At 39.3% G+C, this 13,486-nt stretch carries 10 protein-coding genes, 1 pseudogene and 2 riboswitches; all 11 genes and pseudogenes read left to right on the plus strand.

Annotated elements, in window-relative coordinates; all coding sequences use genetic code 11:
- Nucleotides 1–9 precede the first annotated feature (9 nt).
- The 11 genes and pseudogenes from Ga0466249_RS06335 (at nt 10) to nrdG (ending at nt 13,391) form a co-directional block, all read left to right on the plus strand.
- A complete protein-coding gene (locus Ga0466249_RS06335; protein ID WP_215828607.1) occupies nt 10–1,374 on the plus strand; it encodes a PTS galactitol transporter subunit IIC in 1,365 nt (454 codons plus the stop codon).
- An 82-nt stretch (nt 1,375–1,456) separates the two neighbouring features.
- On the plus strand, nt 1,457–2,602 hold the full coding sequence (gene dgoD / locus Ga0466249_RS06340; RefSeq protein ID WP_215828608.1) for a galactonate dehydratase: 1,146 nt from the start codon (nt 1,457–1,459) through the stop codon (nt 2,600–2,602).
- Nucleotides 2,603–2,927: 325 nt separating this feature from the next.
- Nucleotides 2,928–3,017: riboswitch (cyclic di-GMP riboswitch) on the plus strand.
- A 107-nt stretch (nt 3,018–3,124) separates the two neighbouring features.
- Nucleotides 3,125–5,074 (plus strand): methyl-accepting chemotaxis protein, encoded by a 1,950-nt coding sequence (locus Ga0466249_RS06345; protein WP_215828609.1) that lies wholly within the window; start codon nt 3,125–3,127, stop codon nt 5,072–5,074.
- A gap of 3 nt (nt 5,075–5,077) precedes the next feature.
- Nucleotides 5,078–5,164: riboswitch (cyclic di-GMP riboswitch) on the plus strand.
- A gap of 106 nt (nt 5,165–5,270) precedes the next feature.
- On the plus strand, nt 5,271–6,260 hold the full coding sequence (locus Ga0466249_RS06350; protein WP_246588522.1) for an RraA family protein: 990 nt from the start codon (nt 5,271–5,273) through the stop codon (nt 6,258–6,260).
- Nucleotides 6,261–6,325: 65 nt separating this feature from the next.
- Nucleotides 6,326–7,309 (plus strand): bile acid:sodium symporter family protein, encoded by a 984-nt coding sequence (locus Ga0466249_RS06360; protein ID WP_215828610.1) that lies wholly within the window; start codon nt 6,326–6,328, stop codon nt 7,307–7,309.
- 825 nt (nt 7,310–8,134) lie between these two features.
- A pseudogene (locus tag Ga0466249_RS27720) lies at nt 8,135–8,230 on the plus strand (AraC family transcriptional regulator); the annotation flags it as partial.
- A 369-nt stretch (nt 8,231–8,599) separates the two neighbouring features.
- Nucleotides 8,600–9,187 (plus strand): hypothetical protein, encoded by a 588-nt coding sequence (locus Ga0466249_RS06370; RefSeq protein WP_215828611.1) that lies wholly within the window; start codon nt 8,600–8,602, stop codon nt 9,185–9,187.
- Between the two features lie 673 nt (nt 9,188–9,860).
- A complete protein-coding gene (locus Ga0466249_RS27080; protein WP_281422587.1) occupies nt 9,861–9,992 on the plus strand; it encodes a hypothetical protein in 132 nt (43 codons plus the stop codon).
- Nucleotides 9,993–10,402: 410 nt separating this feature from the next.
- Entirely contained in the window at nt 10,403–10,873 is a 471-nt protein-coding gene (gene nrdR / locus Ga0466249_RS06375; RefSeq protein ID WP_215828612.1) for a transcriptional regulator NrdR, read from the plus strand.
- A 29-nt stretch (nt 10,874–10,902) separates the two neighbouring features.
- Nucleotides 10,903–12,846 carry an anaerobic ribonucleoside-triphosphate reductase gene (nrdD, locus tag Ga0466249_RS06380; protein ID WP_215828613.1) on the plus strand — a complete coding sequence of 648 codons (1,944 nt, stop codon included), beginning with the start codon at nt 10,903–10,905 and terminating at the stop codon, nt 12,844–12,846.
- A gap of 29 nt (nt 12,847–12,875) precedes the next feature.
- A complete protein-coding gene (gene nrdG / locus Ga0466249_RS06385) occupies nt 12,876–13,391 on the plus strand; it encodes an anaerobic ribonucleoside-triphosphate reductase activating protein (protein WP_215828614.1) in 516 nt (171 codons plus the stop codon).
- The last annotated feature ends 95 nt before the right edge of the window (nt 13,392–13,486 follow it).

A 13,486-nucleotide genomic window follows, 5' to 3' on the forward strand; every position in this document is an offset into this window, starting at 1 on the left:
CTGTGAAAAATGGATATTGTATATGCTGTTTTTAATACACTGCTAAAAGCAGGGCCGATTGTTCTTCTACCAATAATTATAACGATTATCGGGCTTATTTTTCGGGTGAAATTAATAAAAGCTTTTAGATCAGGATTAACGATTGCTATCGGTTTTGCCGGAATCAAATTGGTCATCAATTTATTGTCTGATAATTTGGGACCGGCGGCAAAAGCTATGGTTGAGAATTTTGGCATTCATTTAGATATTCTAGATGTTGGCTGGGGCGCTATAGCGGCAGTTACATGGTCTTCACCCATTATCCCATTATTGATTTTTGGAATTTTGATTACAAATATTATTTTGCTTTTTTTCAAACTGACTGATACCTTAGATGTTGATATATGGAATTACCATCATATGGCTATTGTGGGTATTATGGTTTATTTTGTAACGGATAATGTTTTTCTTGGCTTAGGGGCAGCGTTAGTAATGGCTGTCATATCCTTTAAACTAGCAGATTGGACAGCGCCGGTGGTAGAGAAATATTTTGAGATACCAGGGGTATCTTTACCAACCATGTCGGCATTATCCTCGATTATTATAGCGGTACCATTAAATAAATTGATCGATCATATCCCCGGAATAAATAAAATAGATTTTTCAGCAAAAGATGCGCAAAAATATTTAGGATTCTTTGGTGAACCCATTTTTATGGGCCTGATTTTAGGTTGTGGTATTGGTGCTTTGGCAAAATATCCATTAACAGGTATATTTTCTCTGGGAGTAAATATGGCAGCTGTTATGGTTTTAATTCCTAAGATGACTGCGTTATTTATGGAAGGTCTGATGCCGATATCTGCAGCTGCTCAAAAATTAACGAAAGAAAAATTTAAGGGAAGAAAGTTTTTAATTGGATTGGATGCGGCGATTGTTGTCGGTAATCCAACTGTTATTACTGCAGCGCTTATTGTTATTCCTTTGACAATTCTTATGGCAGCCGTTATTCCGGGCAACAGAGTATTACCATTTGCTGACTTAGCCGTTATTCCGTTTAGAGTTGCTTTGGTCGTGGCTTTGTGTAATGGAAATCTATTTAGGAGTATATTAATCGGTTTGGTTTGTACGAGTGCCATATTATTGGCAGGAACAGCTACGTCGCCAGTCCTTACTAGTTTAGCTACATCGGTTGGTATTGATTTGGCAGCCAGTGGTGGAATATCATCTTTTGCAGCCACCAGTTTGACGGTTAGTTATTTAGTTTACACTGCTTTTATCAGTAATTTGTGGATTAGTCTTCCAGTGTTAATTGTCGCTATTATTGCCATATGGCTATATATTGAAAAATTCAAGGCCAAACCAACGGGTAATGCTACCATTGCACAGGAAGAATAAGTATGGATAATGATGGAATGCGTTATCATGTTTTCCTGTCATTGTTGATAAATTCTTTGTTAATGAAATGGAGAGATTTGCTATGAAAATTAAAGAAATTAAGATTTATCGCGTCAAACCGAGATGGATTTTTATAAAAATTTCGACGGATGAAGGAGTAGAAGGTTGGGGTGAAATGATATCTGGCACCAAGACAGAAACAGTTGTGGCTGGTGCTGAAGAAATGGGACAATATCTTATTGGAAAAAATCCTTTTGCTATTGAAAGCTTATGGCAGGAATTGTATAAGACGTTTTTTAGAGGTGGGCCGATCAATACTACTGTTGTATCTGGTATTGAGATGGCACTTTGGGATATCAAAGGCAAGTTCTGCAATATGCCTATCTATGAGTTGCTAGGTGGACGAGCGAGAGACAGAATAAAAGTATACTCATGGATCGGTGGCGACCGCCCAGACGATGTTGTAAAAGAAGCATTGGATAGAAAAAATAGAGGCTTTGATGCTGTAAAAATGAACGCAACTGAGGAACTGCATTATATTGATTCTTATGCAAAAATCCAAGCTGTGGTAGATCGTGTAGCATCTATTCGGGATGCACTTGGTGAGGACTTTGGTATAGGCGTAGATTTTCATGGAAGAGTCCATAAGCCAATGGCAAAGGTATTAGCAAAAGCCTTAGATTCGTATAAGCTGATGTTTCTAGAAGAAGTTGTTTTACCAGAGAATGAAGAGGCTTTTGAGGAAGTTGCTAAACATACTTCTACGCCCTTGGCTACAGGTGAAAGGCTTTGTACTCGTTGGCAATATAAAAATATATTTAAGCAAGGGGTTATCGATATTATTCAACCTGATGTAGCTTTGGCTGGTGGTATTTTAGAGACGCGAAAAATCATTGCAACAGCAGAAAGCTTTGATATGGCAGCAGCTCCCCATGCTCCATATGGTCCGATTGCTTTAGCTGCTACGTTACAGATTGATGCATGTTCACCAAATGTTTTTATTCAGGAACAAAGCTTAGGAATACATTATAATAAAGGGTTTGATTTATTGGATTTTGTAAAAAATAAAGAGATATTTCAATATCAAAATGGCTTTGTTAATTTACCAGATAAACCAGGATTAGGACTCGAAATTGATGAAGAGTTGGTAAAAAAGGTTTCGGAGGAAGGACTTGTTTGGAAAAATCCTAAATGGAAGAATTATGATGGAACACAAGCCGAATGGTAATATACATGAAATCAAGTATATTTAATGTGAGAAGGGATGCTCATGCATTTATGTGTGAGTATTCCTTCTTTTTGCTATGCATGTGGTTCCAAAAATTTTGCTTAAAATTTAGTCGAGATGACCGTATCACTGATTATGGAAAAAACGGAAGTAATTGATAAGGATAGTCTATATTCGCGCTTCACGACCGTTTTGTTAAATTAGACTGCCTAATTGTTAAGACTTGCTAATGTTTATTGACTGGGTATGTAGATTTACGCTACTCTCTAAGAGAAGTGTTTTGATAATCTTTGGCGGATATCACTTGTTGTTTCTGGTAAGTGAAAAAAATATTTAGCAAACTTACTGAAAAGTAAGGGCGCAAAGCTATGGGTCTAAGGATTAATTATCAATCTATGATTGCCAGGCTGCCCTTGTACAAGGTATTAAACTCGGGCTTTTGTTCGGGTTTTTATTGTTTCATTTCCAGCTAATAAATCTAACATCACACTTCTTAGAACTTCTAAAGGGGGCAATAAATCAATGAAAAAAAATATTATTATATTACTTATGCTCGTGAGTAGTATTCCCTTACTTATCTCCACTTTTATTTCCCATTCACTAGTTTCTAAACCGCTAGAGGCAGATTATCTGGCGATAAATTCCGGAAAAGTTGACGTTTTTAGAACGGAGGTACAATCGTATGTCAATAAACGCATGGAGATTGTCAAAGCGATTTCCCACACTACTGCCGTCAAGAATTTCGATCTTCCGGCTTCTAAGCAACTAATCGCTGACGTTCAAACAATATATACCGATATTGGTATGGCTCTTTCTAACGATAAAGGCAACCAAGTTGTAAGAGGCGATGACATTAAATTGGGCAAAGTATCTCAACGGGAATTTTATAAAGAAGCCATGAGCGGTACAGACGAGGTTGCTTCTAAATCGATGATAAGCATGACAACAGGAAAGCCTATCGTAATACTGGCTTCTCCTGTACGATCGGATAACGGAAAAGTTGTTGGGGTGTTACAAGCGACGATTAACCTGGAGGCTTTTAAAGAGGTTGTTAAAAAATGGTCAGTAAACGGGGTTACAGCATACATACTGGATCAAGATGGCAAAGTCATCGTTTACCCTGATGGCGATGGTTCAACAGAAGTCAAAGATATGAGCAGCATTCCCTTTGTCCAAAAGGCGATTAGCGGAAAAAGCGGATCAGAAGAGATCGCTGGGGAAAACGGTGTTCGCAAATTAGTAAGTTATGTTTATGATCCTCAAACGCGTTGGATTATCTGTATGGAAAAAAACTATGAGGAGTATAATGCCGTCAGTAATAGGATGCTGTTGACCAATTTAATGGTTTTAGCTGTTACGATGTTAATGGTCATTTTAATCAGTATTGTCGTTGCCAATCGGATGACCAAGCCTATTACTCAATTGGTAACTGCGACAGAAAGCCTAAAAAGCGGTAATTTAAATATAAATATAAATAACCAAGGGAAAGATGAAATCGGCAAGCTAGCGCAAAATTTTGACGCAATGGTTGGCGGACTTCAAGAACTGCTTAGGAACGTCATCGTTTCCACTGAAGTAGTTTCGGCAGCTTCCGAAGAACTGACAGCGAGCGCACAGCAATCGGCGGCTACAGCCGAACAAGTGACAAGTGCAATTGAGGCGATTACAGCAGGCGCTGAAAAACAAGTGAGTTTTGCCAATGCTGCCACAGATCTCGTGACTCAGATTGTTTCCGATATTCAACAAATTGTTTCAGATTCTACAACCGTTGCTTCAGTATCGGAAGGGACTGCCAAGTTGGCGACAAATGGCGGAGAATCGATAAACAATGCTGTTGCTCAAATGCGCAGCATTGAAACGAGTGTCATAGATTCGGCGGCAGTCGTTGCGAATCTGGGAGAAAGGTCCACCGCAATTGGTCAAATTATCGATACCATCTCTGGCATCGCCAGTCAAACTAATTTGCTGGCCTTGAATGCGGCGATAGAAGCGGCGCGTGCAGGGGAACAGGGACGCGGCTTCGCGGTGGTGGCCGAGGAAGTACGCAAACTGGCCGAACAATCGGAGAATGCGACTAAACAAATTGCTCTCTTAATTGGTGAAATACAGACAGATACCGATAAAGCAGTTGCAGCTATGAACAAAGGTTGTACCGAGGTGAAACTGGGAACCGATATAGTAAGCGAAGCTGGACAGACGTTTAATGAAATTATTACAATGACCAATCAAGTGTCTGAACAAATCAAGGATATTTCCGCCGCTATAGAAAATATGTCAATGAATAGTCAAAGAGTTGTGACCGCGATCAGGGATATTGATAGTATGAGCAAAAACAACGCCAACCAGACCCTTCAGGTTTCAGCCGCTACCCAAGAACAAGTTGCGTCGGCAGACCAAATAAGTAAGGCTAGTCAAGCATTGGTAGATACGGCTGATGAACTGCAAAAAGCGGTTAATAAGTTTTCTTTATAATAAGTTCAGATTAGGCAAACTTATTGAAAGATAAGGGCGCAAAGCTATGGGTCTAAAGGTATGAATGCCTATGATTGCCAGGTTGCCATTTGGTGTTAATGCCAAACGCAAAACCAGCCATAGGGCTGGTTTTGTTTTTTGAAAAAGGTTTTATTAGTAGACCGACAAAAAAATAATAGAAATGGAGTGATGTATTTTGTCAAATGTAGGATTACGCATTTTTATGCAAATTAATCGGCCGCCCCAAGCGCTAATAGATGGTTTTGCCGGGATACCTGTAGCCAATATAGCGGACAACATGAACCGCATGTCATGCATGGATGCCAAAATACGCCCAATCAACGACGTCCCCTTACTTGGACCAGCCTTTACTGTTAGGTCCCGTCCTGGTGATAATCTTATGCTGCATAGAGCACTTGATCTTGCGCAACCTGGCGATATTGTGGTAGTGGATGCCCAAGGTGACTTGACAAACTCCATTATGGGAGAATTGATGGCTTTGTGGGGGAAGAAGCGGGAGATCGGTGGCTTTATTATTGATGGTGCTATTCGCGATATAGGAGCATTAAAAAAATTGGGTATTCCTATTTACGCGGCAGGAGTTACTCCGGCTGGGCCTTATAAAGACGGACCTGGCGAAATCAATGTTCCTGTCGCTTGCGGAGGAGTCGTTGTTCATCCCGGAGATATCTTAGTCGGCGATGAAGACGGTATTGTCGTCATTAATCCGCGTGATGCTGAGAATTTGTTGGAAAAAGCCAAAGCTAAATCCCGAGCAGAGCTGAAAACAATAGAAAATATTGCAAATCTGGCCTGGGATCGCACATGGGTTGAGCAAGCTCTTGAAGAGCGAGGAGTCGTAGTTGTGAAAGAAAATCGAGATTTTCCTCGTGCCGATGTTGATGTGCCGGTGAAAATCTTATTGGGAGAAGAAGACGAGCATTATATAGATGCCATTGCAATGAATATTAGTTTAGAAGGAATATTGCTGCAAGCCAAGCAGTATTTGGAGCCTAATTCGCTAATCCGGTTGCTTTTGCCTCAGGAGTTAGGATGTATTCATATCACAGCAAGAGTCATTTGGCAACAGGGCAATAACTTTGGCTGTAATTTTGTGGAGATACCTGAAGATGTTCGAGCGATATTGAATTGTGTTTTATATTACCAATTGCGGTTAAATCCTTGAGTAAGTATTAAGACAGTTTGTTAAATTAATAATATCGGCAGATGTTTTTTATTGGGAGGTTGATTATGAGAATAGAATGTACTTCGACCAACGCTTGGTTGGGGAAAAAAATGTTCTTGTTGGTACTGTCAGCACTGATCATTGGTTTCATACTGAAAGTTCCGGATAGTACATTGGTGCGTGGTCTCCTTGTTTCATTGTTTGCTTATATGACTTTTGTTACCTCGCTTGGTACAAGTTTGAAGAGCTTTATTCAGGTGATAGGCAAACCGTGGATTCCGTTATTCATTTTGCTGCTTATTCATATTGTGACGCCGCTAGCTGCTTGGCTATTGGGGAACCTGTTTTACTCAGACGCACCCCAAATGAAACTGGGGTTGTTGGTGGCAGCCGCAATTCCAGTAGGCGTTACATCGATAATGTGGACAGCCCTTGCTCAGGGCAATATACCCATAGCCCTTGTGGCTGTTACTTTTGATACTCTCATTGTTCCTGCGCTGCTGCCAGTTTACTTTAATATAATAATGGGTCAGATGGTGGATATCAACTATGTTTCCTTGGTAATACAGCTTCTTTTAATGGTGACTATTCCGAGCATAGCAGGAATGCTGTTTTATGATTGGACAGGTGGTAAAACAGCTGGTTTTTCGAAGGGCGTGGGAGGGATTACTTCCAAACTGGCTTTGTTCATTATTATGCTTTTTAACGGGTCGCTCGTATCACCAGCCATTAGTTGGTCACTAGATACCGTTCAGATGATCATTGTTGCATTGATTATGGTAATTTCCGCTTACGCTCTCGGATATATAGGTTCCTTATGTATACCTAACAGATCCCGCGATATTACGATGGCGATGGTCTATAGTGTCGGTATGCGTAATGCCAGTTGCGGACTTGTCATAGCCATTACCTACTTCCCGCCGACGGTAGCTATTCCCATTGCTCTGCTTATGCTGTTCCAGCAGCCAATTGCTGCGGCGATTCCGAATATCTTCAGATACTTTGAGGAAGGCAGTGCGAGGAGTCGGCGGGAAACAACCGCTTTATAATTGAATAATTCTGTTTCTTTGATAGTTTAAAATGATGATGTAGAGGTCGGCGGCTCGATCTTGCGTATTTCCTTCTAGGTAAATCAAGACTTTGTAATCAATTACAAAGTCTTGATTTTTTTGCGTAAGCGAATATCACATGCTAAGGAACTGAATGAAAAGGTATGCGGTTGGTGGAATCTTTCCGCGAGTATTGAAATTGGAGGGTCCGGACTATCTTCTTTTACCATTCATTGGAACATTACATGATTATTAACATAATATGTAACAGGTTAACTAATAGTGGGGAGCCAAATGAAACTTTCTTTGTATAAGACAATGTTAAACTATCTTTATGATTTTCCAAAATTTCAGAGTGAGCCGATACCGAATGATTGAAATAAAAAATAGGCACACAGATATGCTTGTGATACGCATAGTTACAATCACATAAAATTGTGGAGGATAACGTGAATATGAAACTGGAAGATATCCAAGTAAAATTGTCAGAACAATTTAACATCATAAACTCGTTTTTGTTACCCAGGGGAAGGGCAGTATTATAATTGAAAAAAAGGAATTCGGTTAAAGAAGGTATGCTATTTTAGAATTACTCAACTTCTTTAAAAGTGGAAAACATTATTCAATATATGCATCAAAATATAAATAATAGAGTGACTATGACTGAATTGTCAGAGCTGGTGCAGTTATCATCTCCTTATTTATCAAGCGTTTTCAGACTACAGGATATTCTGTCATTGAACTTTTTAATAAGATGAAAATTGATAAAGCGAAAGAGCTTATTATTGAAGGTAATAAAAGAGTAAAGGAAGATCACAAACACTTGGATTTACTGATGAATTTTATTTTAGCAGGATATTTAAAAGAATTGAAGGGATGAGCCCATCAGAATTTTATAGCAAAAATGTCCATGGAATTTAATATAATGCATGGTATAAAGCCAATCCGTAAGTAAAATGAGGACGTTGTTGCTCAGAAAGGACTATGTTGGGTGGGTATTACGTTAGCTTTTGTAAAAATTTATGGCAGTTAACGGGTTTTCGTTTTTATTAGTATTAGCGGGCGACAAGGGATTTAGGTGCATTTGGAAGGTTAAATTTTAAGTGGACAAGTGTCAGCAAAGTACTTGTTACTGATAAATGCAATATGGATTGTATTTTAAGGTGTATAACATAACTGAATACTCCGTTTCGTGAAGTCATCCCTTTGGGAAGTTAACATATCACGTATAATAAATCAATGAATAGTATATATTAGGATACCAATAAAGAAGCTCGGGAGGGTTTTTATATGTCAAGTGATTGGTTGTCTGAGTTTTTGCGTAACAAACATTCAAGTAATTTGTTGTGTAACGAAAAAGCAAAAGAATTGTTGTGTAAAGCAAGAAAAATGTTGTGTAACAAAAATTTTTGGGAAGCTTGTCGACAATTAACTTTTAAAACCTTAAAAGACAAATTTGATATCAATCAAATTAATGATCTTCTCAAACACATGCCTTATAGTGATGGTGTTTTAACTTGTATAAATGGAATGCCAAGTGGAATAATTGGAGCAGCTGCTACTATTGAGTGTACTCCGTTTACGCTTAGTGAAATTCTCTGTGCTCCATTTGATCAACCATGGTATTTTAAAGAAGAGTCATATTGTCCTCTGGTAGGCGAAGGAGGAACTATTGGTGGTATATATAATGTAGTTGATTGGGATGTCTTTTTTCGTGATACAGCTCAATATTTTGCAGCGGGAGGGGGATATGAAGGTGGTCTCATTCAAATTACTTGGATGAAAAGTGATGGTTACCCAACGGGACAATATAATGGTGTTGGAGAAGGGCATGGTGCTTGTTCATTCGGGGGTACTTGTCATTGGAGAAGTAAGTAGAACTGAAAAAGGGGCCTATTCGCTTCGCCATTTATCGTGCTTTTTTGAGTCCGTTGATACAATCTAACATTGCCTGAAATAATCTCCACAAATTTTGTGGAGATTATTTCTTTATTCTCCGCTTTTTTCCAGTACCAGCGAAGCTGACACCACCCGCAAAGTAGATGGGGTTATATGGTAATACAGCGCAGTTAAACTTAATTGTCAATATCTGGTTAGCGTACGATTTTTTCCGTTTCGTGACGTGATCCCTAGTAAATCAAGATAATTATGCCGGTCATGAATTTCAATAGCTAAATCATTTAAATCCTGGCTTAAATTCAATAAATAAGCAAGAATAACATATCTTTTATCTTTTTTAAACCTACGGAATGAATATGGTTCATATCTAGCTCCCGTTCGGGATAATGAAAGTATAATATGTGGTTTTTCGACATTGCTACCCCTAATATACATTGTTGACCCAATAGGAGCATCCATGACAGCTATGCTTCCGCTGGGCTTTATAGACTATTTCGGAAGTTTATCCGTTATATCCAAAATAAAAAATGTAGAACCCCGGCAGGATACGGCCCGCAAATTTACGGTATCAGCCTTACTCCATTTTTTTATTATATCAGCAGCAAATCAGTGGAAATACAGCTAAATTTATTATCATAGATACCACAAAAAGTTGTTGAAACCACTGGGTAAGCATGATAGTCCTATTTTAGATGAATTGCTTGATAATCGTTATATTATGGTTGCTGATCGAACTTATTTTCAAGTTGACCGTTCTGATAAATTTTTGGAAGAAAACAAATAGCGGAGTGGGTTTTGATGGCGAGACTCATTATATTGCTAACATACCTCGATCATGATCTTACTTTGCCCCTAGTGACACGGATGATCCCACTACCCCGTATAGCTGACTTTTGGTGTCGATTATGCACAAGCCATGCGGAACGGCAAGCTTTTGCAGATGATAAAGTTGCTTAGTTTAGACAGGGAAAAGATGATTAAATTACCGCTTCCATCATCAGAAACAATGAAAAAAGCTTTAACCTGAGCTTGTCTTGGGTTAGATTTTTTTGTCAAAATAGATTTTTTTTGCAGGAATACTAGATATACCGTATAATTAGATTTATACATACCAGATATAGTATATTCTGTTGAGAGGCCTTTTTTGAGGTTTGGTTTTTTGCTTAACTTATCATACAATAAGAAGGTGAAAAAATGAAATGTCCCTACTGCGGTTATGGAGAAAGCAAAGTAATTGATTCTCGGGCAGCTGATGAAGGAAGTTCCATTCGGCGCCGTCGCGAGTGTTTAGCTTGCGCCAAGCGTTTCACTACCTATGAAATGATTGAAAAATTGCCCCTTGTTGTAATAAAAAAAGATGGTCGTCGAGAATTTTTTGATCGGGAAAAGTTGTTAACAGGGATTATCCGTTCTTGTGAAAAACGCCCCATTTCTTTAGATATTATGGAAAATTTAGTCGATGAGGTAGAAAAGGAAATCCGCAATACGATTGAGAAGGAAGTAGCGACGGAACTCATTGGTGAAATTGTTATGCGTTATCTGAAAAATGTAGATCAAGTGGCTTATGTGCGATTTGCCTCGGTTTACCGTCAATTTGCGGATATTGAAAATTTCATGCAGGAACTCCAAAAATTGATGGAAAATCAAAAATTAGCTAAAAAGTAAAGATATATTGGGTAGGGAGAGGAATTTTTATGTTGCAAAAAGTAAAAAAAAGAGATGGACGCGAAGTCGATTTTGATGAAACGAAAATAACGGAGGCTGTGTTTAAGGCTGCTAAAGCCGTAGGTGGCGCGAATAGACAGCTTGCTATGGAAGTGACCCTTGAGGTCATGAAGTATCTTGAGAAAAATTATACTCAGGATGTTTTTGCAGTCGATGATATCCAAGATGCCGTAGAAAAAATATTGATCGAACAAGGTCACGCGAAAACAGCGAAAGCTTACATTCTTTATCGTGCAGAACGTACAAGGATTCGCGAAGGTAAATCCGATTTAATGGATGCAGTGGCAGATATTTTGGTTGAAACAAGTCGGGAAAATGCCAATGTATCTAATTCTCCCTCAGCTAAGATGTTGCAAATTGCCAGTGCAGCAAGTAAAACTTATTATTTGCATCGATTAATTCCTGAGAAAATGGCTGCGGCCCACACGAGGGGGGATATTCATATTCATGACCTCGATTTTTATGGAAAGACTTTAACTTGTGTGCAAATTCCCCTCGGAAAATTACTCCAACATGGTTTTAATAATGGACACGGTTTTATTCGTCCGCCCAAGCGGCCATCATCAGCCACTGCACTTGCTGCTATTATTTTGCAAAGTTCGCAAAATGATATGCATGGCGGTCAGAGCTTCGCTTTTTTTGATCGCGATATGGCACCTTATATGGAAAATGCTAGTGATGACGAAGTATATCAAGCCATGGAGGCACTGATTTATAATCTCAATAGCATGCATTCACGTGCGGGAGCTCAGGTTCCCTTTTCCAGCCTGAATTTGGGGCAAGATACCTCAAAGGGTGGACGAGCTGTGACGAAAAATGTGTTATTAGCTTATGAAAAAGGCTTGGGGTATGGCGAAAATCCTATTTTCCCAAATATTATTTTTCGTTTAAAGGCGGGGGTTAATTTTAATCCAGGCGATCCCAATTATGATTTGTTTAAATTAGCTATTCGCGTGGCTGCGCAGCGTTTAAATCCTACATTTAGTTTTATGGATGCTTCATTTAATGCTGCTTATGGTGATCAAGTGGGGTATATGGGGTGTCGAACACGGACAGTTGCCAATCGGCGAGGGCCGGAAGTAACAGATGGACGTGGTAATTTAAGTTTTACAACGATTAATCTGCCGCGTTTGGCTATTAAGGCCAAGCGGGATGTCATGAAGTTCTATCAAAACCTCTCGGATATTTTTGATTTAGTTTGTGAGCAACTATTTCACCGTTATGAAGTGCAAGCGGCTCTTAGGGTAAAAGATATGCCATTTTTGATGGGACAGCATCTATATTTAGATTCGGATGAGTTAAAGCCAACAGATCGCATTGAAAAAGCCATTAAACATGGTACTTTATCGATTGGTTTTATTGGTTTGGCTGAAGCTCTAGTTTCTCTTACGGGGCATCATCATGGTGAAAGTGAGGACAGTCAAGTTCTTGGTGAAGAAATTGTGGCTTTTATGCGTGATAAGGCCGACAAGGCCTGTGATTATTACAATCTAAACTACTCTTTGTTAGCAACGCCTGCCGAAGGGCTATCAGGCCGCTTTGTTAAGATGGATCGCAAGGAATATGGTGTTCTGCCTGGTGTAACGGATCAAGAATATTATACGAATTCTTTTCATGTTCCTGTGCACTATTCCATCAGTGCATATGATAAAATTTGTAAAGAAGGCGTTTATCACAAATACTGCAATGCCGGGCATATTAGTTATGTCGAATTTACATCTCCGCCCGTAAATAACTTGTCTGCTGTTGAAGACATTATTCGCCATATGGCACGCTGCGATTTTGGTTATGCTGGTATTAATTTTCCTGTTGATTTTTGTGAAAAATGCGGTTATCTTGGTGTGATTGAAAGCGATGCCTGCCCCTCTTGCGGAACGACTATTACAAGACGGATACATCGTCAAGACACCTAAGCTTTATTCGATGAAGTGGAGGATTCGGTATGATTCGATATAAAGATATTTTGGCTGAATCTCTTGTCGATGGCGTAGGGTTGCGTGTGACAGCTTTTTTGCAAGGCTGCCCGCGTCATTGTCAAGGTTGTCATAATCCCTTGTTGCTTCCCATGGAAGGGGGGTATGAGGTATCAGAAGAAAAATTTGTTGATAAAATTTTAGCCCTTGTAACGCCTATCCATCATGGCATTACGTTTAGTGGCGGTGATCCCTTGGCGCAGCCGGAAGCTTTGTTTAAGACAATTGATCTTATTAAACGTCGTCAGCCACGTCTCAATATTTGGGTTTACACAGGCTATACGTATGAAGAGGTACAACGAGTACCGGTATTGTCATTGATTGATGTCCTTGTAGATGGACCCTTTGTAATGGCTGAAAAGGATCTTGATCTACCTTTTCGGGGATCAGCCAATCAGCGAATTATTGATATGGAGCAAACTCGTCAAAAGGGTTGCGTTACTGTCTTGCCTCTCGAGAAGACGGCGCGATCTTGGGCAAGCTAACATCATAGTATCAAGTAAAAAAAGCGGATTTGGGCAGTCTCATTTTAGATGGGACTGCTTTTTTACATAATTTATCTGAGCAAGACAAAGAATAC

It is taken from the genome of Pelorhabdus rhamnosifermentans (genome assembly GCF_018835585.1).
Taxonomy (GTDB): Bacteria; Bacillota; Negativicutes; order UMGS1260; family UMGS1260; genus Pelorhabdus; species Pelorhabdus rhamnosifermentans.